Source organism: Butyricicoccus sp. AM78-15b2TA (genome assembly GCF_027665985.1).
Lineage (GTDB): Bacteria > Bacillota > Clostridia > Oscillospirales > Butyricicoccaceae > Agathobaculum > Agathobaculum butyriciproducens.
This window is the reverse complement of record NZ_JAQEHY010000002.1, coordinates 92,485-114,994: the sequence shown is the minus strand read 5'-3', so window position 1 is coordinate 114,994 and position 22,510 is coordinate 92,485. Positions and strand designations below refer to the sequence as shown.

Here is a 22,510-nt window from a genome sequence, read left to right as displayed (position 1 = left end):
AAATCCCTCCTATTCGAAATCTTCCATAAAAGATTGAGGAGAGAGCCGCAACATGGCTCTCTCCCCATTAATCAACTGACAACATACGGATGGTATGCTATATTTTCTTACTCAGCGCCGGCCATGCTGAAGAACTCCGCAGGCGACAGCACCGTAACTCTCAAATCTCTGGCCTTGGACAGCTTGCTGCCGGCGTTTTCGCCGCAGACCAGATAATCCGTTTTCTTGGACACCGAGCTGCCGGCATGGGCGCCCAGTGATTCGATCAGGCCATTGATTCCGTCCCGGGTGTAGGGTTCCACCTTGCCGGTAACTACGATAGTCTTTCCCACAAAAGGATTATCCTGCCCCCTATCTTCGCTGTGTTCTGCCACAGCAGGCTTTTGAATATTCATCATAGTCTGTAATTCCTCCCAAATACAAAAATTATCTTCTACGCAAAACCAGTCGTGGATATTGTTATGCAATATCTCCCCGAAATCCGGAAGCTGCCGGAAATCATAGCCGCCATAGACCGCATCCCGGAACGCATCCAAATCATAGTGGAACACACGACCCAATACCTTGCTGGCAGTGTTGCCGATCATAGGGATGTCCATAGAAATCAGATACCGTTCAAAGGTGGTATTCCGGCTCTGCTGGATAGCGTCCCAAAGGCGCTGCCAAGACTTTTCACCAAACCCATCCATGCGGACGATTTCAGCCCGGTAACGATCCAGACGGTAAATATCCAGATAACTATGGATAAATCCCTGACCGATGAATTTTTCCAATGTAGCCTCCGACAGCCCTTCAATGTCCATCGCCTTCTGGCTGACAAAATGGACGAACTTTTTCAGTCGGCGTGTCTCGCAGTCAAGGTTATCACAGTACAGCGTCTTGATGATGCGATCCTCGCCATTTTCGCCCTTTCCACTTGATTCATGGATGCGGGTAGGCTGTCCACAGCAGGGACAAACATGAGGAATCGTATCCACCATAGAGAAGCCGCCTCTGTCCAGATTTTCCTCCACGTGTGGGATGATCATATTTCGCTTGCTTACCAGAATCCGGTTTCCAGCCACCAGTTCCAGATCCTCAATAAAGGACAGGTTGTGCAGACTGGCTCTGCTGACCTCACAGCCATCGATTTCCACCGGCGTAAACACTGCTACCGGAGCAATCTCTCCGGTTCTGCCCGGCGTCCATTCGATGTACTGCAGCAAGCTCTCATGCAGGTCATCTTCAAACTTATAGGCCAGACCGTCCTTATAGTGATGTCCGGTGCGGCCGCAGCTCTGGGCATAGGCGATGTCGTTAAACGAAACCACGATACCGTCAATGGGGATATCTTTGTCAGTGGCATATTGCCGCAGCTGATAGATACCGGCTTCCACATTTTCCAGCGTCAGTTTCTGCTTTGTGACCAGATACTTACAGGGCTGGAACCCCAGCGCACGCAGTTCCCGCAGCTTATCTGATTTCCGGGTCAGGCTCGGAAAGCCCTCCAGCACACCGAATGGCATGAAAACCAGCCGACGCTCCTGACATGTCTTGGCATCCATCAGACGGATGGAGCCGGCAGCCAGATTGCGGCCGTTTTTATAGGGCTTACCGCTGCTGTCCTGCAGGCTGGTCTTCAGTTCCTCAAAATCACTGGGTCTGATAAAGCCCTCACCCGTAACAACCAGTCTCTCTTTGTAGGTGATGTGGGAAGGGATACCGCTGATGGCTCGGGTGTTATGGGTAATGATCTCCCCTTCGTCACCATCGCCACGGGTAGCCGCCTCCAGAAGTTCTCCATTCTCATAGGTCAACTTTACAGTCAAGCCATCCAGTTTGAGCATCAGCATCACCTGCTGCTCACCCATGAAATTCAGAAGATCCATACTGCTCTTCGTCTTATCCAAAGACAGAAGCGGGATCTCATGTCTGGTTTTCTCCAGCCTGCTCACCGCAGGATAGCCTACTGTCTGGGTTGGCGAATTTGCCATTTGGATTCCCGTTTCCTGTTCCAACTCTTTCAACTCGTCAAAGAGTCTGTCATAGACCTCATCTGACACACTGGGAGCGTTGCGGTTATAATACTCATCCCGATAACGGTTGAGCCGGTCATTCAAGTCTCTCTGCTTTTCAAAAATATTCCGTTCCATTATGCTGCCTCCTTTTCAAGTACCCGGAAGGACATAACTAGTTCTTCTTCCGTATGCTTCTGTTCACTGTCGAAAACACTGCAAACACCGTCTGCAAACTGCCAGTGGGCGGCTCTGCCCCACCAAAGAATCGGGCCGCGGCCGCCGTTGCCTCTGTTGGCAGACGCATCTGGCTGATTCGCTACGGTACTATAAAAGCCCTGCGTGTTTACCAGCGTAATGTTCCGTATCTGCCCAATACATTCCGGCCGGCAGTGATCCAATATCTCCAACTGCGTCCCTTCCCGAAGTGTCCTGCGCAGCTGATTCAGGTTTTTGATCATGCGCTTTTCTCCTTTCCCCGCCCCACAGGGCAATCCTGTTGTGCGGTATGCCGCCCATTTCTGCCGGCTGCATACCTGCCAAAATTCAATTCATGAACGATACGCTGAATGGCGTCATCATCGTCCCACGCTGCGTGAAGTGTATTCCGCTCTGGCCCTGCTCCCACATGGACACATACCTTTTCACTGCCGACCTGCAGCAGCACATCCTGGCGCCTGGCGCAAACCACTGCTAGATTTCCAATTTGTTTCATGCTCTGCTCCTTCCTTCTTCATCAATGACCGGACGCCCTCAAGAACGCCCTGCCATTCTCATTTTGTCACGCTGCAGCAGCCAATGCCGGAGACTGGATGCTATCCGTGTTTTCCATCAGGTCTGCCATCAGCACATCCGCCAAAAGCCTTCCTGCCAAATGGCCGGTATGGATGATGACACGATCCTTCTTCAACTGGATAAACTCCTTCTCACGAAGAATCCGGCTTTCCGCAGCCAGCGCCTTGTCGCTTTCTGTCAGTCTGGCAGTAATCACCCGCTGCCACTTCTGCAGAAACTCGGTTGCCTGCTCAATATCCTTCTTCTGCCGGTCATATTCCGTCCGTTTCTGCCGCACTGTTCCATCCGGCTCTACTTCCAGCGTGTAATAGGCATGGAAAGGATCAGCCGTTTTACGCAGAAACATCACAAAGCTTTCTCGCCGCTCAATCCGATCCCAGTAGCGGTCGCTGCTGCCTGCACAGTGATGGAGCGCGCGCCCCTCGGTAATAATGTCCAGAATGCCGCTTGGCACCACTACCATGTAATCCGCATCGGCGTACTCATATTTCGCCTTGATTTCCTGACAGATGGCATTAACATGGGGGAATTTCTCCTCCATCTCCTCGGCCTGTAGTTCAATATCCTTCTCCTGGCATTTGAGCACCAGATCATCGTGGCGCCGCCGCAGTTTTCTGGTGCGATATACAATCTCATCATATACATCCATGTGCAGTTTCTTTGCCATGGAAAGATAATCCTCCCAGGTACGCAGTACCTCATGACTGTTTTGCCGGAAAGATGGCATCTGACGCCGCACATAGTTGTAGACCTGCACCATGCTCATGCGGTCGGCAATGAACTGGACATCCCTGGGCTTAATATCCTGCTGACACATCCACAAAAGGACATTATCCGGGATTTCCCTGCCGGTGCCCTTTTCATATTGCAGCCACCGCAGCAGGTCGCAGCCTCCATTATGGAACCGAAGGCACTGAAACCGCCTGCTGTCAAGGCCCAAGGCTTTAATCAGACTCCCTGTGCTACGGTTTTTGATAAGTTCACTGACCATTCCGCAGGAGCTGAAACATTCTCTGGCAAGCTTCGGCAGGCTCGCCTTGCTGATCTGTTCCATTTGCGGTATCCGTTCGAGCACAGCCAGATATTTTTCCGGATCAACGCTTTTCTGCTTCCGAATCCAGTTGACCAGCCCTGTACATCGAAGTTCCTTCTGTTCCAGAGTTGGCAGCGTTTTTCCATAGACCCGTCCATCATCCGAACCATACCAGCTATAAGAACAGGGACTTCCGGAAATCCAACGCATATTACGCTGTTTATACATCCCCCAGTAATAGCTTCTGGGCTTTAGTTCTCTGTCATAGATAGTACGCCGGATTTCCCGGCAATAAAGTCTGGAATTTGGAAGGCTTTCTTTTCTGTATGTCCGGTCAGCCTGAAATTCACGAACTACAAAGCCATCTTTGCATCGCTGGATCAGGTAGGCAAAATGTTTTTCTGTCTGCATATACCCCGCTCGTCCATAGGCTTTGAATACCACCGAATGGCGGCAACAACTACAGCGGCCTTTTTGATTGTGATGTGGATGTACCTTGATCGGTACTTCCTTTTCGCAGTAGGTACAGTAGCCTTTTTTGGCGCCGCCCTTTTTGTAGTGGTAGTAAATGTAATTTTGCCGGATGGCAACCTTATCCACCCATCGACTCCAGTCCTTCGGAAGTTCCGGCACCTGTTCCATATCTTTATCCCATGGATCAGTTTCCCGCCGGTGCCGCTGTTCGAGCTGTTCATCGCGCACATCCCGCTGAAACTGCAGGATGGCCTCTACCGCTTTTTTATCAATGTTCAGATATGTCTGTATAGATGTCTCATCTTCCTCGCTGATCCAATAGGCTTTGGTATACCAGTATTGCCGCTTCCAGTCCAGTCTGTCCAACTTGGATTCGCACCATTTCTGCATCAGGCTGTTATAGGTAATAAACTGCCGCTTTTCTTTATCCAGATACACTTCATAGGCCGGATTACTCCCATCCAAGCGAAGATGCTCTGGGAAAAAGAGAGCCACCTTCAATATCCCATCCTGCTTGATACATCTCAGGTAGGTATAATACTCACAGACTTCCCGAACATATCCGTAGTCCGTTTTTTCTTTTCTTGGTAGATCTGAAGCCGCGATCTGCTTCATTTCATCCGTCGCTGTCAGCTTTGGAAACGCCATCAGGGCTCGTTTTTTCATCTCAATTCACCATCCTCTTTGTCAAATCTACGCCATACCACACATCCGGCAGCAATGTAACACCGTCAATCTGGCCCACCGCAACCTGTACGATGCTTTCCGAATCCGGCGCTTCCTTCGCAAAAGCAAGGATGTCTCCCAGTCTGCCGGTGGCAACGGGGTCTTTGCCCCGTACCACCGCATAACCACAGTTCGCCATTGCCCGGTTGGCTGTCACATGGGAGCTCCACACCCTGCGCGGATGATCTACCATGTAGGCCAAACCATGTAAAAACAGCTCCTCTTTGGTTAGCCGCTTAATCACAGTCAGCTCCGTACAGGCGATTTTGGAGTCATGCTCATCTTCATCGATGTCGCCGCCGGCGTTGACAATATAATATTCCGAATGCTCCAGGCTGGAATAATAACTAAGGCAGTCAAGCGGGTCTTCTGCGCAGTGAAATCCATTTTCCCTGCAATTTGCTTTTTCAGTCGTATTGAGCCCCATCACAAACTGATAGCCACGGCATATCAGCCCGGGGCGAAAACCCTTATAAGCAATCATTCTGCATTTTCCCCCTTTGCCGGCTCAGCCTGCCTTTGCCATCCCAAAATCCAGCAGCGACATCTGCCCATCCTGAGAAGGCTTTTTTTCCTCCTGCTTGGGCGCCGCCTTGGGTTCTGTTTTTTTCTTCTCTGCCGTCTTCTTGGGTCTGCTTTTTGCAGAGGACTTCCCAGCATACGGCTTGGGAACAAACTTCTCCTCATCCTCATGGTCTTCCTTGGCATCAGGGTCACGGAAATAATCTTCCGCCCACTGATAGCACATATCATCCGGCACATCGCAGCCATATGTCTGCTGTCCGGGACCAGGGCGGGTTCCGCTTGCTTTTAGTTCATCCTGCACATAATCCCATGCCTTTCGGTTGATGTACTGGAAACAGCGGATCATGTTCTTTTTCGGATGCATCGTCAGACGGGCAAACGCCGTATCTTCCATACAGAGCATCTGGATATGCTCGGACACACATTCCTTCATATTGCGCCGTGTCAGTTTTTCCACATCGGTACTTACCCGTTGTGTAGAGGCCGCGATTACTTCTTCATCACTCATCGCTTCCAGACGGGCAATCTGCTCCTGCTCCGCGGCTTTCTTCGCCTGCTGTTTGGCGTCAAATTCCGCTTTGCGCTGGGCTTCAGCCGCCTCATGCTCCGCACGCTTTTTTTCTTCATCTTCTGCAGCGGGCGTTTGTGCCGAATTCCCCTCCTCAGCATACTTCTCTTCCCCAGCAGGCGCTACTTCATCCGCAGGCTCCTCCTCTGCATCAGCCAAAGCAGCCTCACCGGCAGAAACCGATGCAGCCGATACCGGGGCAGTGTCTGTACCTACAGGCGGCACAGGCAAAGATTCCATCTCCTCCAGCTCAAAGGCTTCATCATCCTCAAAGGCTGCAGATGAATCAAACATACTGTTTTGCTGCTCCATTGCTATTTCTGAAAAAACACCCATTGTAAAATCTCCTTTCGCAAAAAAGGCATGGAGCAGGCCGTTATGACCCTTTCCATGCCATTGTGTGTTGCTCACAGCACATATAAAAGCGTGCTGAAGCTGTCAAAACAGTAGCAGACTACGCCAGCATACTGCCTTGACCATTCCTTGATTTTGTCCTGCACCTCCTGCGCAGTCTTTTGATTGCTCATGTTCCAGGGTGGAGGTACCGTTACGGTAAAGTAGCCATTCTCCAGACAGCTTCTGACATCCGCCGGAAGATTGGAACACTGCTCATACAGTGCTGTGATCTGGCTTTTCTTCTTTTCTGCAATACGCATCTGACCCCTATCCCTTCATTCCTGTTTTTGAGCAGGCTCCGGAAGTCTTTTACACAAGAATGGGGAGAAGCGTACCGGCACAAAATCCCGGCAGTCATTCACATAGAAGTATGTGCGTTTACCTTGGCAGTCCAGTTCCACCACATCAGATGGAGCCAACGGACGGCCTCTGTAATCTTCCGGTAAATGCTCATTAAAGTCCAGGAACAGACGCCCCAGCACTTCCATGTCATTCTGCCCCTTTGGGCAACAGACCTCTGCGATCCATACCGTCTGATAGACGGCGGCAGGCGGCTGTTCATATCCAGCCTTACGCAGCACATCCAGCTGCTTGAACGCGAAAGGTACCGTCTGTGTCTCTCCCAGGCAAAGCTGGTAAATGCAAAACTTCCGGAAAATTCTCTGGCTGTCCAGAAGATCCTTCAGCGCCTGATTGCCCTGAGCAAGAAATATCTGATACTCTTCCTTTGTCAGCCCCAGATACTCTGTCAGGTCCAAATCTTTCTCCGCTCTGGTGTGCCAAAGCTCAACGCAGCCATCTATGTAAGTAAAATCACACTTACCGCACAGATATTGCTGCTTAAAATTCATTCTCTCCACCTCCTTTTCCTTCTGCACTTTCTCCCGAAGGGCAAGCTGCCAATCATCAAACCCTTTATAATTCGGATTCCAGGTCAGCCGACGACATGCCATTCCATTTTTCCGGGCCATCAGATAGATCTTAGATGCCCCGTTGGAGGTCATTTGGTTACTGTACTTATCCATATCATGAGCCTCAATGATCTCCTCAGTGCCATTCTGTGCCAACAGTGCAAACAGCGTATCCAACTGGCTTGTGTTGTTTGCTCCGGCAATCGCCGCAAAAGTCCGGTTTGTCAGGCAGTGTGAGATGTCTGCTTTCAGCAGTCCCTCAATGACATAGACCACACGGGCAGATGGATTGCCGATAAAATGTACCGGGCTCCCGGATGTGACGCCCATATTTTTGGACGAGGACGAAAACCAGATGTATTTGGCTCCTGCCTTATCCGGCGGATCGTCTTTTTGCTTGAGCGGAACATCCAGAAGTATCTGCAGGCCATGTATCATACCGTCGTATCCCACAGCCGGAATCAGAATCCCTGCGTTTTTTCGGTAGAAATTCATGGTCCAGCGCCCGCTGTCATCCAGATAAAAGCCTGGCACTCCCTCCACCTTGCATCCCTGTTTCATCAGCCGCTCGGTAATAGAACGGCAAAGGAATGGGGGTGGAGTGCTCTTGAACCCAATCCGGTCGATCTGTTCATCCGACAGTCCCCGTTTGGGGGAGCGCAGATGGTTGCGGTGGGCAGGCTGAAGAGGCAGCATAGCAAGCAACAGCGAAAGAGTTTGATGGATTTCCTGTCTGCTGGCCCGCTCTGCTTGCTGTACTGTTTTTAGTTCGCCCTTCCTCTCATATCCGGCAAGGCCGGTCTGAGTCCCCAAAACCGGGGACCCAGTGCCAGCCTGCTGGTTTCCTGCCATCTCATATCCGGAGTTCGGCTGTTCCCTGTGAAAATCGTTGCACAGGGCTTCCCCTATCTCCCAATACGCATCGGATGTAGTCGTATTGTTCAGCCGCGCATAAAGCGCAAGCATACCGCCATGCTCATCACAATAGTTGCACCGCCAGACATTTTTGACGAAATTCACATTCATCTTACCGCGACGGTCACCACAAAACGGGCAATCCACATATACACTGTTTGCCTGTCGGCGTCTGATTCGCAGATGTAGAAGTTCCACTACATCCATAATACCAAACGGAAAATCTCCTGGATATGAGTCCATCTCTTCTCCCTCCCTTCTTTGCCCCATAGGTGGGGCTGCTTATCATCCGGCTTGCTGTGCGGCCATACCATCGAGCATAATCTGCGCCGCAGCACGAACGATATTGTTGGTGCTTTTGTTGCCGGGGGTGAGATAGAATTTCAGACTCACCGGACGCTCCATGGCAACTGTTGCCATGGTCTTTCCTTTGCTCAGACCGCTATCAACCACCACATTCTGCGCTTCTTCAAAGGTCATTACCTTCAAGATGTCTTCTACCGGAGTGCTCTCCGTATAAGAAGGCGCCATAGGCTGATCGGGTGCTTCCTGCTGAACAACAGGCACCGCAGGCAGTTCTTCCGGTTCATCCGATTGGAATACGGAGGCGGCCGGCTGCTCAGACGCATCATCCTGTTTTGGACTGCTATCCAATGTAACCTCGCGGCTCGGTATCGGCAGCTCCATATTGGGAGCATTCTCCTCTACCTTGCCGGCAGGCAGTGTATCCATATTGTCCTTCTTTTCTGCAGCCATCTGTCGGACAACTGGCTGTACTGGAGAAACCGTGGGCTGTTCATTCTGAACCGGCTTTGCCGCAGGTTTCTGAATAGGCGCCGGACGAGCAGGCGTATTACGGCTCTCTACAGCGTTCTGAGGCGTTCTTTCCAGCTGGGTATGAACTTCCCCACGCCAGATTGCCGCAGCGCCGCTCCAGGGGCTTCTACGGGTCTCTGCGCCGCATTTGGCATCGTTTGCTGGATAGGAGCCGTCCCGGAAAGCGGAATACTGCTTCCAAACACCTTGCCCGTACTGTCAACAGCAACATCGGCAAACTGCAGACCGAAACCGGCATCCGACAGCGCAGCACTCAATGCCTCATCCTGGGCAGCCTGTACATAGTTGGTACCTTCTTCTGCACTGTGTTGCGAGATGTAACTGCTGATAGGCTCTGCATCACTGCGATCCAGATAAACTCTGGCCTCCATAATCGCAAGCTGTTCCGTGATCCGCAGAGTAGTCAGTTTCATGCGGCCCTGGGGGTGACGCAGGCGAAACCAAAGCTTCTGATAGGGCAATTCCAACTGCAGCATTTCCTCATTGGTTTTTCTAGACACCTTATGGCGCAGAAATTTGAGCGGGTCAAAGCCCGGCACCTTGTTCAGTTCTGCCACTGCCGGAATTGTTTTGTACATCATAGGCATCGGATTACTTTTTTCGTTCATGTTGGAAACTCCTTTCTGACATAAAAATAGGAGACGCCAAGTGCCATTTCTGCACCTGACCTCTCTTTTTTAACTTGCGTTCTTTAATTGTTCTTCCAACGCAGCCGGAATGGGGATGCCGGCTTTCTTTGCGTAGGCTTTGAAATACATCTGAATGCGCATACCCAGCAGCGTATTTCGCTTGCCGATCTCATTACGATGGATTGCCATAAACAATACCTGTTTCTGCCCAATCAGCACCACCCGCTTTTTGGCGCGCGTGATTCCGGTGTAGAGCAGATTACGGTACATCATGATGGTGTGCGCTTTGAGCAGCGGCATAATAACGGTCTCATACTCAGAGCCCATAGCCTTGTGGATTGTAGTGGCATAAGCCAGATCCACATTGTTCAAATCATCTACACCGTATTCCAGTGTTCTGCCAGCACCAAAATCCATGCCGATTTTTTTACCCTGGTCAGTGTCCTTAATATACCGGATGAAGCCCAGATCTCCATTAGAGACCTTTTCTGTGTTCTTGGTCTGCATGATGCGGTCATTGACCCGGAAGATTCTGGGGCCAAACTTGATTTCCTCCTCCGCAGAGCAGAACGGGTTAACCAATTCACGAATGGTCTCATTCAGCTGTTCCGCCGACGCAGCGCCCTCTGAACGGAAAGGCGAAAGAATCTGCACATTCTCAATGCCACTCTCCTGTATCTCCCGACAATACCGTTCTGTAATCTTTTCAGCGGTGTCTTCCTGACTATCACCAGACACGAAAACAAAGTCCGGTCCATAAAACAGTTTGGTATTGCCCTCATTGATAAATTTGGCGTTATAGGCAATCAGACTGTCCTTCGACTGACGGAAAATCTGATCCAGCACCGTTACCGGGACGATTTGGGTCTCGATGATCTCACGGAAAACATTTCCGGCTCCTACGCTGGGAAGCTGGTCTGGGTCGCCTACCAGCACGATTCTGGCATTTGCCTTCATGCGCTCAAAGAATTTCTCGGCAAGCCACATATCCACCATGGAAAACTCATCCACAATGATTAAATCGGCCGACAGTGGCTCTGACTTTCTTTTCCGGCTGCCCTCATCCTCTTCACTGGTCAGTCCCAGACCACTGTGTAATGTCCGGGCATCCTCAAAGCCGGTACTCTCCGACATCCTGCGGCTTGCCCGACCGGTAGGCGCCATAAGAGCAATTTTGCCATCAGGGTGCAGCCGCCGGTAAACCTCAAGTATCGTCCGCAGCACTGTTGTTTTACCAGTACCAGGAGAACCCGTAATCACTGACAAGCCATGCCTAAATGCTGCATAGACCGCAGCCTCCTGCTGTGCAGACAGGCGCAGCCCCATTTCAACCTTGACCTGTTCCAGCACCGGCGCAATATGCTCTACTGGCATCTGGGCGACCAGACGCTGGGCGATCCGGCGCGCCGTTTCGTCCTCTTGGGCAAACACTCTGGGAAGATAGATATTATCCTTCACAGAAACGATTGCTCCATTCAGGATCATTTCCTGCATCATATCCCTAACTTCCTGCTGATGCAGGCGAAGCTCCGGTACAGGTATCTTCTCATTGAGCAGCTTCAGCGCTGATTTTTCCAGTTCTTCAGAACTGATGTACAGATGGCCTCGTTTACTCTTGCCTTCATCCAACGCACAAAAGACAGCCCCTTTGATACGCATAGGGTCATGGAGATCGCCCCCGCTCTTTTGTACGATTGCATCTACCCGCCGAAATCCAAAGCCGGAGATCTGGCAAAGCTCAAATGGGCTCTTTTCCAAAATCTCTACGCTGGTTGGGCCGAAATATTGATATATTTTCAATGCTGTCTTGGGAGTAATCTTAAACGGCGCCAGCAAAGTCATAATTCCTTGGAGCATACGGTTTTCTGCATAAGAGGCTCTGATGTCCTCCAATTTATTTTCCGTAATACCCCGGATCTCCAACAGCCGCTCCGGCTGGTGTTCCAGAATATCCAGTGTGGCCACACCGAACCGCTCCACAATGTCTGCGGCAGTTTTAGGACCAATCCCTTTGATAAGCCCGGAGGCAAGATAGCCCTCTACGCCGTTTTTTGTTCTGGGCACAATTTCACGCCACTGCTCCACCTGGAGTTGGACACCATACTTGCCCTTTGTCCATTCACCATCCAGTTCCAGCTCTACCGCATCTGTCCGTGGAATCTCATACCCCACAGCTGTAAAGCGGATCAAATGGTCTTTGTACCGTCTGTTTGACCTGGCCTCGGCAGGCACGCTCTGGTCTGCGGTCTTTACACTGACGATACAAAACTTATTGGCAGGATTATAAAAAATCGTCCCGTCGTAGGTTCCAATACAATTCATCCTTTTTTCACCTCGCTAAGCGGCCTCCATAATTGAGGCTCTAACGCTGAACCGTCTGGATTCGGATACTGTAACAAACTGCTCGTAAATATCCGGATGCTCCAGTTTCAACCGAAGCAGGTTATCCTTGTCGATGATGGACTTGCGAACAGGGGTATAGGTAACCGTATAGTTCACGCCCTCCTGCTCACAGATCGCAGTACAGCTGGTACCCATTTCCGCAATCAACAGGGCCTTCAGACGCTGAATATCCTTGTCGATTTCTTTGGAGTACACCTCTGCATTTTTCTTTTCATCCAGAAGACGCAAATACTGCATGAGCTTTGCAGTCATATCCAGGTCGAGTGCAACGGCCGGAGCATTTTTATCTGCCGGACCAAAGTGTTTGCGTGCGCTCTCAATGATCAAGGCCCCACTTTCTGTATAGGGCGGCGGCACATGGCGCTGCACATGGTTTTCCCAGAAATACTGCTCCAAAAAGACCATCTCAGCCTCGTACTCGAAATCACGTTTGACCTCCCGGATAATAACTTCTTCCTCGTTGTTACCATACAGGCAGCAAAAGAAACATCGGTCAAGATCCGTTACCGCCATATAATGACGCCCCTGAGATTCATAGTAGACTGGAACCGTCTCCTTCCCATTCATCCACCAGTTATCTCTGGCATTATAGTTTGTGGTCTTAATCTCAAGGATCGCTGTGGTGCCATCCGGCAGTTCCACAAAGTAGTCCACATCAGCCAGCATCCAAGGATACTGTGGGTGCTGGAACATCTTTTTGATCTGGTAGACCCGATATCCAGTTTTCCGCTCGAATATCTTTGCTACCAGAGGCTCCAGCAAATGCCCCATTTCCATGGCAACCCAGTTGCCCTCATCATCTTCCACTGACGCTATGTTCAGTTTGTCGTAGTACAGATCCCTGGCTGTCCGGAATGGAGAAGTGCCAAAAATCGCCGATACATCGCTGCCGCCGATTCCACGGCGCCGGTAATCCAGCCAGTCTTCTTCTGAAAGATCTGCCGTTTCTACCAGCACCAGCGGTTCATACCGCTTTCGTTCAGCACTATTGCTGCCAGACATATCAAATCCCCCTTCGTGATCTTCGGGGCAAAATAACCGCCCTCGTCATTGGTGCAACATTTCGTAGCCGGAGCGAAGATACTGCCTGACTCTTCATCTTCCAGTCCGTGGAGTGTGCCGACTTGACCCGCCGACCATTCTGCTTTCTTTTCTGCTTCACATTCATGTACATGACCTGCCTTTCTCAGTTTTGATTTATCCTTAAGGCCCTTTCAGGCTTACAGGCAATAAAAAAGCGAGAATGACAGACGGCATAAAGCCTGGCGTCCATAGTTGCCTATGAACCGGTGTCATTCTCGCAATGGTGGGTAAATCCCGTAAAATAAAAAAAGCCAGTAATATACCGGCCTGAAAAGGCGCAGTGATACTACTGACACAAGTACAAACTTAACAGCGTGTGCAATGCAGTCATTACTCTGCAACACAAGCCCTAAAGCCTGTGTACCCTGACGGGCAACGCACAAAAATCAATTACATTGCAATTTTAACACAATATATAGTGTTTGTCAATTCTAACATTCTATATATTGATTTTTGGATTTTCTTTAAATTTTCTTTCCTCTTTGCAGAAGTTCTTTCTTCCCCGCCTATTTATAGGATGTATCGGATCATTTGGTAATACCGGATGATCCCTACGCTCTTTTGGTACCTTGACAAGTTCATAACCTCTATGGGGAGTTATACAGGAATTCTGGACAGTGTGCGATGACCACAGAAGCGCGCCCATAATCGAAATGCTGCACAGCAGCAGCCTGAAATACACGGCAGAACCGTTCTGGCGTAGGAAATGGCCCCATTAGAGTTCTTTTGTTATTTCAACACCTCCTGACCTCAAGACCGTTTTCATTGTTTTTGTTGAAAACCTTCTTCTACAAATCGTAAGGGATCATTGTAATCGAAAAAAGGAGGACGATTATGGAGAAAAGAAAACCGAATGACCTACCGCCGGAGCAGTGCTTGGCTGTTGATACCGATACCCTTTGTAAACTGTTGTGCTGTGGAAGGCACACTGCAGTACAGATTGGGGATCTTGCCAATGCACGCATTACCATGAACACCCGTGTCCTATGGAGTGTCCAGCGTATCAAAGAATATCTTTATGATATTTCCGGCTAAATAACCATGCCAGTAAGGCGCACTACACTTTTATAATCAGGAGGTACCAGTAATGGCAAAAGTGAGAAAAGACAACAAAGGACGAAATCTTCGGCCCGGAGAAACACAACGGGCAGATGGCAGCTATATGTATGTCTACAAATTAGGCACTAAAAAGAAATATCTTTACGACTCCGATCTCGCAAGTCTTCGTGTCAAAGAAAAGCAGATCAACAAAGATAAGGATGATGGCATCCGTACTCAGGAAGCCATGAAGCTTACCCTGAATGATATGTTCAAGGTCTACATGAATAACAACATCAAACTGAAGCCCTCTACCAGAGCAAATTATCTTTACCTGTGGGACTTCTATGTGAAAGAAGAGCCTTTCGCTAACATGCCTCTGCCACAAATCCACAGAAGTGATATTCTCGCGTTTTATACCAAACTGCTGAAACACGGTTTTGCTATCAACTCACTGGAGAGCATCAACACCATTGTTCACCCTACGCTTGAAATGGCCGTGGACGACGATTACATCCGCAAAAATCCCAGCAAGGGCATTTACCGCAAGCTCAAGACGGATGGTAGCGCTCCAAAGCCTAAACGGCGGATCGCACTCACTAAAACGCAACAGCAGAATTTCCTGCGTTTTATTGCCAAGTCCCCTACATACAGCCATTGGCTCCCCATCATGACTGTGCTCCTTGGAACAGGAATGCGTGTAGCAGAATGTACCGGCATTACCAAAAGCGATATTAACTTGAGCGAAAACACAATCTCGGTCAACCACAACTTAATCTACCGGGTCATTGACGGAAAAGCCGGATTTCACATTACCACTCCCAAAACTGAGAGCGGTACACGAATTATCCCTATCCTCTATCCAGAGGTGGCCGAGCAGCTTCGCCTCCAGATTGAAACCATCGACGCATTGTATCCAGACGATCAACTGGTGTTAGGAGGAGTTCACGGTTTTGTTTTCCGCAACCGAACCGGCTCATTCATGAGCGCCCACAATATCAATCGGGCGATTGAGAGAATCAGCGTAACTTACAACATGGAGGAAATGGATCAGGCTGAACTGGAAGACCGTGAACCGGATCTGCTCCCTCATTTTAGTGTTCACAACTTGCGGCACACCTTCTGTACCCGGCTCTGCGAAAGCACCAACGATGTTAAATTCATTCAGCAAGTCATGGGGCATGCCGATTTCTCTACTACAATGGACATCTACACCCATATTACACAAGAGAATATGCAGGAGAAGGCAAAAAACATTAGTGTGAACATGAAGCTGATGTAAAAAGAAAGGCGAATCTGCATTTTATAAGCAGATCCGCCTTTCATATTGCTTCATCCGGTTTCGTAGGGTCTCGCGCAAAAGTTGTAGAAAAGTTGTAGTAACGCGATTTTTTGTAGTAAATGACCTCTTTAGTACAGCTTTGCTCCTGCCGGAATACTGTCATCCAGCATCAAAAGATTTAAGCCTTCCCGTCCGTCATACTCGTACACTGCGGAAATCAGCATACCCTCGGAATCAATACCCATCATCTTTCTCGGCGGCAGGTTTGTGATTGCCACACAGGTCTTACCAACCAGCTCTTCCGGCTCGTAATACTCGTGAATACCGCTTAAAATGGTGCGTTTCCGGTCTGTTCCGTCATTCAGTGTGAATTTCAGGAGCTTCTTGGACTTCGGCACTGCCTCACAGGCTTCGATCTTAACCACTCTGAAATCAGACTTGCTGAATGTCTCAAAGTCTACATCATCTGCAAACAACGGCTCGATTTTCACCTTGGAAAGATCAATCTGTACGCTTGGCGCGGACACGGTTGCATCCTCTGCAGAACCATTTACCGCTGCTTTTTCGGCTTTGTTTTCAGCCTTCTTTGGGTCCAGGGTCTTCATTGTCGGGAACAGCAGAACGTCGCGAATGGATGCAGCGTCGGTTAGGAACATAACCAGACGGTCGATGCCCATGCCCATGCCGCCCGTGGGAGGCATACCGTATTCCAGAGCGTTGATGAAATCCTCGTCCATCATGCCTGCTTCCTCGTCGCCTGCGGCGCGCAGAGCAACCTGACGCTCGAAACGCTCCTTCTGGTCGATCGGGTCGTTCAGCTCGGAGAATGCATTGCACAGCTCGCGGCCGTAAACAAAGCACTCGAAGCGCTCGGTCAGACGCGGGTCGGACGGCTTGCGCTTTGCCAGCGGAGAGATCTCGACCGGATAATCGGTGATAAAGGTCGGCTGCATGAGGTTCTCCTCAACGTACTCGTCGTAGCACAGGCTCATCAGGTCGCCCCAGCTCTCCTTGCCCTTTTCGATTTCGAGGCCCTTGGCCTTAACGGCTTCGAGCGCCTCCTCCGGAGAGAGTGCCATAAAGTCGATGCCGGCATACTCCTTGACAGCCTCGGCCATGGTCATGCGCTTCCAGCCCTTGGTGAAGTCGATCTCGGTGCCCTGGTACATCACCTTGGTGCCGCCCAGAACCTTTTCGCAGACATGGATTACCATGTCCTCGGTAATATCCATCATGCCGTGGTAATCGGTGTAAGCCTGATACAGCTCGATGGTGGTGAACTCCGGATTGTGCTTGGTGTCCATGCCCTCGTTGCGGAAAATACGGCCGATCTCGTATACGCGCTCCAGACCGCCTACGATCAGGCGCTTGAGGTGCAGCTCGGTCGCAATACGCAGATACATATCAATATCCAGCGCGTTGTGATGGGTGATGAACGGACGAGCCGCAGCACCGCCCGGAATGGTGTTCAGACACGGGGTCTCAACCTCCATAAAACCGCGGGAATCCATAAAGTTGCGGATCTCGCGCACGATAGCGGAGCGCTTCTCAAAGGTATCGCGTACCTCCGGGTTGACGATCAGGTCAACATAGCGCTGACGGTAACGCATATCGGTATCCTTCAGACCGTGCCACTTCTCCGGCAGCGGTGCAAGGTTTTTGGAAAGCAGCGTCAGCTCGGTTACGGAAACCGAAATCTCACCCTTCTGGGTACGGAATACCTCGCCCTCGATACCGATGATATCACCGATATCGAACTTCTTGTAGCCCTTGTATACGTCCTCGCCTACGTTGTCGCGCTTGATGTAAAGCTGCAGACGGCCGTAGCGATCGCGCATATCCGAGAAGGAAGCCTTGCCCATGATGCGCTTGGACATCATGCGGCCTGCCAGACGGACGGTCTTGCCTTCCAGCTCATCAAAATGCTCATGAATATCGGTGGTATAGTGATCGCGCTCAAAGCGAACCTGCTGGAACGGGTCCTTGCCCGCAGCCTGCAGCTCTGCCAGCTTTTCGCGGCGAATGCGCTTCAGCTCGTGCAGTTCCTCCGCGGTCTGCTCGTGCTGATCCTGCGCCTGATGCTGTTCTGCCATATCTTCCCCATCTTTCATATAGATTTACATTTAACGTCCGTTAGGACGAATCGAATTACTTCTCGATCTTAATGATCTCGTACTTTACGATGCCGATCGGTGCCTCGACCTCAACAACATCGCCGACCTTCTTGCCCAGCATAGCCTTGCCGAACGGAGACTCATCGGAGATCTTACCGTCCATCGGATCGGCCTCCTGAGAGCCGACGAAGTGGTACTCCTCTTCCTCGTCCTCCTCAAGATCCTTAACAATAAAGCGGCAGCCGGGAGAAACCTCGTCTGCAGCGTAGCTGTCGCCGGTTACAACGACTGCGTGCTTGATGATCTCCTCAAGCTCGGCAATGCGGGAATACAGCTTGCCCTGCTCGTTCTTGGCTTCATCATACTCGGCGTTCTCGGACAGGTCGCCGAAGGAGCGTGCTTCCTTCAGCTGCTCTGCAACCTCATCCGCACGGGTAGTTTTCAGATATTCCAGTTCGTCCTTATATGCGTCCAGACTTTCCTGTGTCAGTTTAATTTCTTTTGCCATGTTTGCAAACCCTTCTTACTCAGTGTCATCGGCTTTCGAGCCGTACAGTACACTATATTATAAATTAAGCACCAATGCCATGTCAAGCGATTCGACCATTTTCTGTCCGATTTTCTGCCGGAGTGCTCGATTATCCCACAGTTTCCATCGCTTTTTGAAGCTGCGGATCGATTTCCGGCGTCAGAAAGAAAAAGTTCTGTGTCTGCTCATCGGTCAGCTTCACCTCAATATCCGGCGCAATGCCGACATCCGCAAGGCTTTTGCCCTTGGGCGTAAAGTATTCTTCGACAGACAGATTGACCGCCGAGCCGTCGCTCAGCTGGTAGGTGCGCTGAGCGCGTCCCTTGCCGGTGGTGTGCGTGCCGACGAGCGTCGCGCGGTCGTACTCCTGCAGGGCTGCCGCGAAGAATTCCGCCGCCGAAATGCTCTGGTCGTCAATAAGCACCGCGATCGGCAGGTCGATGCAGTCCGCATCCGAGGTATAAACGGTCTCCGAGCCGTTTTTCATGCGCAGCGTCATAATGGTGCCCTCGCCGAGCAGCGGGTCGAGTGCCGCGCTCATCTCCTTGACACGGCCGCCGCCGTTGTGGCGCACGTCAATGACCAGCGACTGTGCGCCGCTGTCGGTCAGCAACTGCAGCGCTGTCTTGAACTGATCGGCACAGCCGTCGTGGAAATTCTCGATGCGGATGTAGCCGATTTTATCATTCAGCATTTTTCCCCATGCCATCTTCTGCGTGACAACGGCACGCTGCATGGTCAGCTCCTTGGCGGAGCCGTCTGCCTTCTTGACCGTGACGGTCACATCGGTCCCCTCTTTGCCGGAAATCGCGCTGATAACCGCGCTCGAGCCGTCCTTTTCAGTCGTCAGATCTCCCGTACCGAGAATGTAATCGCCCTTTTCGATGCCGGCCTTCGCCGCAGGCGAATCATCGTACACGAGCGTAACGCGAATACTCGTCTCGGTGCTCGTCACCGAAACGCCGATGCCGCAGCCCTTGCCCTCACCGCTCATGCGATAGGCTTCGTAGTTTTCCGCCGGAATATACGACGACCACTTGTCTCCCAGACCGGTAATGTAGCCTGCCGCAGCGTAATCCGCAACATTGTCCGCATCCAGCTCACCAACGTATTTGTCCGACACCAGCCGGTCGATCTCGCGCAGCTTTTTTCCGACCTCGTTGGTGTTCCAGCCGGTGGAAATCAGGCAGATGACTGCCGTTATCGCGCCTGCCGCAGCACACATGGTCAGCGCTATCCGCAGAGAGATCTGTCTCTCCCGCAGTTTTTTCATGGTTTGTCCTCCTCCACGAGAAAAGGGAGAGCGTTACACTCTCCCCTTTTATGTGATTGCGTTAGTTGAAGTAACTCATCGGGTTCTGCGTCGAACCGTTTACATACACCTCAAAGTGCAGATGCGGACCGGTCGAGTTGCCGGTAGAGCCTACCAGACCGATGGTCTGACCGGCGGTTACCGTCTGACCCACGGAAACATGGATGGCAGACTGATGGCCGTAAGCCGTCATGACGCCGCCGCCGTGATTGATAACGGTATAGTTGCCGTAGCCGGAAACCCAGCCTGCGGTGGTAACCGTGCCGGATGCGGCTGCTACGATCGGTGTGCCGGTCGGTGCCGGAATATCCTCGCCCTTGTGGAACTTGCGGGTACCGAAGATTGGATGTACACGCCAGCCATAGGCACTCGAATTATTGGTGTAACCCGGCAGCGGCCAGGTGAACGTGCCGCTGTAACGGGTCGCGCCGCTGCTGGTCGTGGTGGTCGTGCTCGAGGACGAACTGCCGCCCTTCTTCTTAGCGGCCGCTGCTGCTGCCGCCGCAGCTTCCTTGCGGGACTGCTCTGCGATCTGGTTACTTACGGTGTCCATCTCGCTGGTGATGCGCTCGTACTCCGCCTTCTGCTCCTTCTGATAGGATTCCAGACTTTTTTGCAGCGCCTTCTGCTGCTCCTCGCTGGATTTCAGCTCCTCAGCCTTGTACTTCAGGTTTTCCTGATACTGTACCTGCTCGTCCTGCGTCTGCTGCAGGTCGTCGCGCTTCTGCTGAATATCCTCCTTCGCGGCGGTGTACTCCGCTACGATCTTCTTATTATCGTCCATGATCGCGGAAACGATCTCCAGACGGCTGAGCAGATCAGAGAAGTTGGACGCGTTCAGCAGAACCTCCAGATAGCTGGTCTCGCCCTGCTCATACGTCGTGCGGACAGTCTCAGAAAAACGCTCCTTCTTGCTGTCAAGCGCCTTGATCGCAGCATCCAGTTCGGTCGTCTTGACATCGATCTGGTCCTGCAGGCGGTCGATGTACGCCGTTACGGTCGTAATCTCCTCCTTGGTGAGCTTGATCTCCTTCTGCAGTGCGGCGCGGGTCTTTTCGACCTCGTTCACCTGACCTGCCAGACTGTCAAGCTCCGCCTTGACCGATGCCTTCTGATCCTCCAGATCGGACAGCTTGCTTTTCAGTTCCTTACTGCTCACCGCACCGGCATAAACCAGACCGGAGGCAATCATCGAGAACACCATCGCTGCGACCAGGATGCCCGCAATAATGCAGGAAATCAGGCGCACGGTTTTCTTTTTCATCATATTGAAACATTCGCTCCTTTATGCAGTCGTTATACATCCATAAACTTGCGGATACTCGTTACCGAGCCGCCGATTCCGAACAGTGCGGCTGCACCTGCGTACACGCCCAGCACCCACCAGCGCAGCACGTCGAACGAGAGCAGATGGAACGAGGACAGAGAAACCGTACCTGCCACGTTGTACAGCTCGGTGTACAGACCCCATTCCGCGAGGAAGGCCAGTCCGCCGGCAACCAGACCGAGCACCATGCCTTCGATGACAAACGGCCAGCGGATAAACCAGTTGGTCGCGCCGACCATCTTCTGGATGGAGATCTCCTCACGGCGGGCAAACATAGCCAGCTTTACCGTGTTGGAGATGATAAAGATCGAGATAACGGCCAGACCGACGATCATAGCCGCCGCGATCATGTTGAACACGCGCTGAATCTGAATCAGCTTGCGGATAACATCCTCATCCGCGCGTACGCTTGCAACCCCGTCAACCGCTTCGATTTCTTTGATCGTTGCGTCCGCCTGCGTAGAATCATTCAGGGTAAACACATAGCTGTTGCGCAGCGGATTGTTGTCCGCGTTGTAATCCTCGAGGATGTCTGCGTCGTCGCCCAGTTCCTTGCGGTACTGCTCAAGCGCGACATCGCGGTCCTCGAATGTGATCGACGCAATGTTGTCGATCTTCTCGAACTGCGTCTGCAGCGTTTTCGCCTCACGCGTGGTGAGCGAATCGTCAATCCAGACTACGATCTGGTTGGACTGCTGCAGTCTCGTAATGTTATTCGTAATGTTGTAGGCCACCAGCGTAACCGTGCCCGTCAGCAGCAGGCTTACGACCATGATCACCACGGCCGCCACGGACATGAAGCCGTGCTTGAAAATGTTGCGCAGGCCTTCCTTCCAATAGTAAACGATTGATCTCATATCTGATAATACCCACCTGTCTGATCACTGATGACTTCACCGTTGTCGATCACAACAACGCGCTTTTCAAATTCGTCTACCAGACCCTTTTCGTGCGTTACGATCAGCACGGTCGTGCCAAGCTCATTGATCTTTTCAAACAGGGTCATCAGCTCCAGCGAACGCGCAGGATCAAGGTTGCCGGTCGGCTCGTCCGCGATGATGAGGCGCGGGTTGTTGACCAACGCACGCGCGATTGCGACACGCTGCTGCTCACCGCCGGAAAGATTCATCGGCTTTTCGTGCGCCTTGTCGGCCAGGCCGACCAGATCGAGCACATACGGCACGCGCTGCTTGATGGCCTTGCCCTTGGCACCGATGGCGCGCATGGCAAATGCGACGTTCTCGTAAACGGTTTTGGTGTTGATCAGGCGGAAATCCTGATAGACAACGCCCAATGTACGGCGCAGATACGGAATCTGCCGCTTTTTCATTCTGCCGATATCGTAGTTGTTGACGATAACGCGGCCTTCGCTCGGCCGAACCTCACCGGTCAGCAGCTTGATGATCGTGGTTTTACCCGAGCCGGACGCGCCGACCAGAAAGACAAATTCTCCCTCGTCTACACGCAGACTCGCCTTGTTCACCGCCCGGGTTCCGTTTTCGTAAACCACGGTGGCTTCACTCATTCGTATCACAGGCAATCCTCCTCGGTGCCAACGCAGAAGGCGTGCGAATGCCCCGGATTGGGCATTTTCGCCTTCCAGCAAACAAAAAAGACAA

The 22,510-nt window shown here is 51.5% G+C and carries 20 protein-coding genes; 2 read left to right on the top strand and 18 right to left on the bottom strand.

The annotated features are described in order from the left end of the window. Positions 1 to 107 precede the first annotated feature (107 nt). The 12 genes from ligA to PGS25_RS02490 all read right to left on the bottom strand — a co-directional run bounded on the left by ligA (position 108) and on the right by PGS25_RS02490 (position 13,208). Positions 108 to 2,132: an NAD-dependent DNA ligase LigA gene (gene ligA / locus PGS25_RS02545; RefSeq protein WP_270417604.1), complete on the bottom strand. Its 2,025-nt coding sequence runs from the start codon at positions 2,130 to 2,132 to the stop codon at positions 108 to 110. After that, positions 2,132 to 2,455: a hypothetical protein gene (locus PGS25_RS02540; RefSeq protein WP_003501931.1), complete on the bottom strand. Its 324-nt coding sequence runs from the start codon at positions 2,453 to 2,455 to the stop codon at positions 2,132 to 2,134. The genes ligA and PGS25_RS02540 overlap by 1 nt, the downstream gene beginning before the upstream one ends. Beyond that, the gene (locus PGS25_RS02535; protein WP_173885150.1) at positions 2,452 to 2,709 is read right to left on the bottom strand and encodes a hypothetical protein; all 258 of its coding nucleotides are present in this window, start codon (positions 2,707 to 2,709) and stop codon (positions 2,452 to 2,454) included. Before PGS25_RS02535 ends, PGS25_RS02540 begins: the two co-directional genes overlap by 4 nt. Positions 2,710 to 2,775: 66 nt before the next feature. Next, the gene (locus PGS25_RS02530) at positions 2,776 to 4,962 is read right to left on the bottom strand and encodes a PcfJ domain-containing protein (RefSeq protein ID WP_270417602.1); all 2,187 of its coding nucleotides are present in this window, start codon (positions 4,960 to 4,962) and stop codon (positions 2,776 to 2,778) included. Position 4,963: 1 nt separating this feature from the next. Next, entirely contained in the window at positions 4,964 to 5,506 is a 543-nt protein-coding gene (locus tag PGS25_RS02525; protein ID WP_270417601.1) for a DUF7666 domain-containing protein, read from the bottom strand. 24 nt (positions 5,507 to 5,530) lie between these two features. Continuing rightward, a complete protein-coding gene (locus PGS25_RS02520) occupies positions 5,531 to 6,451 on the bottom strand; it encodes a PcfK-like family protein (RefSeq protein ID WP_270417600.1) in 921 nt (306 codons plus the stop codon). A gap of 71 nt (positions 6,452 to 6,522) precedes the next feature. Beyond that, complete coding sequence (locus tag PGS25_RS02515) at positions 6,523 to 6,771, bottom strand: hypothetical protein (protein WP_270417599.1); 249 nt, start codon at positions 6,769 to 6,771, stop codon at positions 6,523 to 6,525. 15 nt (positions 6,772 to 6,786) lie between these two features. After that, positions 6,787 to 8,580, bottom strand: coding sequence for a YodL domain-containing protein (locus PGS25_RS02510; protein WP_270417598.1), 1,794 nt, complete (start codon positions 8,578 to 8,580; stop codon positions 6,787 to 6,789). Between the two features lie 42 nt (positions 8,581 to 8,622). Then, positions 8,623 to 9,069, bottom strand: a complete 447-nt coding sequence (locus PGS25_RS02505) for a hypothetical protein (protein WP_270417596.1) — start codon at positions 9,067 to 9,069, stop codon at positions 8,623 to 8,625. Positions 9,070 to 9,200: 131 nt separating this feature from the next. Beyond that, positions 9,201 to 9,782 carry a hypothetical protein gene (locus tag PGS25_RS02500; RefSeq protein WP_270417594.1) on the bottom strand — a complete coding sequence of 194 codons (582 nt, stop codon included), beginning with the start codon at positions 9,780 to 9,782 and terminating at the stop codon, positions 9,201 to 9,203. Between the two features lie 69 nt (positions 9,783 to 9,851). Next, positions 9,852 to 12,125, bottom strand: a complete 2,274-nt coding sequence (recD2, locus tag PGS25_RS02495) for an SF1B family DNA helicase RecD2 (protein ID WP_270417593.1) — start codon at positions 12,123 to 12,125, stop codon at positions 9,852 to 9,854. A gap of 15 nt (positions 12,126 to 12,140) precedes the next feature. Further along, a complete protein-coding gene (locus tag PGS25_RS02490; protein WP_003501916.1) occupies positions 12,141 to 13,208 on the bottom strand; it encodes a YqaJ viral recombinase family nuclease in 1,068 nt (355 codons plus the stop codon). Positions 13,209 to 14,123: 915 nt separating this feature from the next. On the opposite strand from PGS25_RS02490, the gene PGS25_RS02485 reads away from it, so the two are divergent. Further along, positions 14,124 to 14,324, top strand: a complete 201-nt coding sequence (locus tag PGS25_RS02485; protein ID WP_003501914.1) for a hypothetical protein — start codon at positions 14,124 to 14,126, stop codon at positions 14,322 to 14,324. A 52-nt stretch (positions 14,325 to 14,376) separates the two neighbouring features. Next, positions 14,377 to 15,609, top strand: coding sequence for a site-specific integrase (locus PGS25_RS02480; protein ID WP_006874387.1), 1,233 nt, complete (start codon positions 14,377 to 14,379; stop codon positions 15,607 to 15,609). Positions 15,610 to 15,737: 128 nt separating this feature from the next. On the opposite strand, the gene lysS is transcribed toward PGS25_RS02480, so the two are convergent. The 6 genes from lysS to ftsE form a co-directional block, all read right to left on the bottom strand. After that, positions 15,738 to 17,702: a lysine--tRNA ligase gene (gene lysS, locus PGS25_RS02475; RefSeq protein WP_270417592.1), complete on the bottom strand. Its 1,965-nt coding sequence runs from the start codon at positions 17,700 to 17,702 to the stop codon at positions 15,738 to 15,740. Between the two features lie 55 nt (positions 17,703 to 17,757). Further along, positions 17,758 to 18,231 carry a transcription elongation factor GreA gene (gene greA / locus PGS25_RS02470; protein WP_117489347.1) on the bottom strand — a complete coding sequence of 158 codons (474 nt, stop codon included), beginning with the start codon at positions 18,229 to 18,231 and terminating at the stop codon, positions 17,758 to 17,760. Positions 18,232 to 18,361: 130 nt separating this feature from the next. After that, positions 18,362 to 19,525 (bottom strand): S41 family peptidase, encoded by a 1,164-nt coding sequence (locus PGS25_RS02465; protein WP_270417590.1) that lies wholly within the window; start codon positions 19,523 to 19,525, stop codon positions 18,362 to 18,364. A 61-nt stretch (positions 19,526 to 19,586) separates the two neighbouring features. After that, complete coding sequence (locus PGS25_RS02460) at positions 19,587 to 20,831, bottom strand: murein hydrolase activator EnvC family protein (RefSeq protein WP_270417589.1); 1,245 nt, start codon at positions 20,829 to 20,831, stop codon at positions 19,587 to 19,589. 29 nt (positions 20,832 to 20,860) lie between these two features. Continuing rightward, positions 20,861 to 21,748, bottom strand: coding sequence for a permease-like cell division protein FtsX (gene ftsX, locus PGS25_RS02455; RefSeq protein WP_270417588.1), 888 nt, complete (start codon positions 21,746 to 21,748; stop codon positions 20,861 to 20,863). Next, the gene (gene ftsE, locus PGS25_RS02450; protein ID WP_110436343.1) at positions 21,745 to 22,425 is read right to left on the bottom strand and encodes a cell division ATP-binding protein FtsE; all 681 of its coding nucleotides are present in this window, start codon (positions 22,423 to 22,425) and stop codon (positions 21,745 to 21,747) included. Before ftsE ends, ftsX begins: the two co-directional genes overlap by 4 nt. Positions 22,426 to 22,510: the final 85 nt, after the last annotated feature.

Bases quoted from the DNA above. Each gene is read 5' to 3' on its own strand.
- greA (WP_117489347.1), bottom strand. From the start codon at position 18,231: ATGGCAAAAGAAATTAAACTGACACAGGAAAGTCTGGACGCATATAAG.
- recD2 (WP_270417593.1), bottom strand. From the start codon at position 12,125: ATGAATTGTATTGGAACCTACGACGGGACGATTTTTTATAATCCTGCC.
- PGS25_RS02515 (WP_270417599.1), bottom strand. From the start codon at position 6,771: ATGCGTATTGCAGAAAAGAAGAAAAGCCAGATCACAGCACTGTATGAG.
- ligA (WP_270417604.1), bottom strand. From the start codon at position 2,132: ATGGAACGGAATATTTTTGAAAAGCAGAGAGACTTGAATGACCGGCTC.
- PGS25_RS02535 (WP_173885150.1), bottom strand. From the start codon at position 2,709: ATGAAACAAATTGGAAATCTAGCAGTGGTTTGCGCCAGGCGCCAGGAT.
- PGS25_RS02460 (WP_270417589.1), bottom strand. From the start codon at position 20,831: ATGATGAAAAAGAAAACCGTGCGCCTGATTTCCTGCATTATTGCGGGC.
- PGS25_RS02465 (WP_270417590.1), bottom strand. From the start codon at position 19,525: ATGAAAAAACTGCGGGAGAGACAGATCTCTCTGCGGATAGCGCTGACC.
- PGS25_RS02530 (WP_270417602.1), bottom strand. From the start codon at position 4,962: ATGAAAAAACGAGCCCTGATGGCGTTTCCAAAGCTGACAGCGACGGAT.
- PGS25_RS02480 (WP_006874387.1), top strand. From the start codon at position 14,377: ATGGCAAAAGTGAGAAAAGACAACAAAGGACGAAATCTTCGGCCCGGA.
- PGS25_RS02500 (WP_270417594.1), bottom strand. From the start codon at position 9,782: ATGAACGAAAAAAGTAATCCGATGCCTATGATGTACAAAACAATTCCG.
- PGS25_RS02505 (WP_270417596.1), bottom strand. From the start codon at position 9,069: ATGGATACACTGCCTGCCGGCAAGGTAGAGGAGAATGCTCCCAATATG.
- PGS25_RS02490 (WP_003501916.1), bottom strand. From the start codon at position 13,208: ATGTCTGGCAGCAATAGTGCTGAACGAAAGCGGTATGAACCGCTGGTG.
- PGS25_RS02525 (WP_270417601.1), bottom strand. From the start codon at position 5,506: ATGATTGCTTATAAGGGTTTTCGCCCCGGGCTGATATGCCGTGGCTAT.
- PGS25_RS02485 (WP_003501914.1), top strand. From the start codon at position 14,124: ATGGAGAAAAGAAAACCGAATGACCTACCGCCGGAGCAGTGCTTGGCT.
- PGS25_RS02520 (WP_270417600.1), bottom strand. From the start codon at position 6,451: ATGGGTGTTTTTTCAGAAATAGCAATGGAGCAGCAAAACAGTATGTTT.
- PGS25_RS02540 (WP_003501931.1), bottom strand. From the start codon at position 2,455: ATGATCAAAAACCTGAATCAGCTGCGCAGGACACTTCGGGAAGGGACG.
- PGS25_RS02510 (WP_270417598.1), bottom strand. From the start codon at position 8,580: ATGGACTCATATCCAGGAGATTTTCCGTTTGGTATTATGGATGTAGTG.
- lysS (WP_270417592.1), bottom strand. From the start codon at position 17,702: ATGGCAGAACAGCATCAGGCGCAGGATCAGCACGAGCAGACCGCGGAG.
- ftsX (WP_270417588.1), bottom strand. From the start codon at position 21,748: ATGAGATCAATCGTTTACTATTGGAAGGAAGGCCTGCGCAACATTTTC.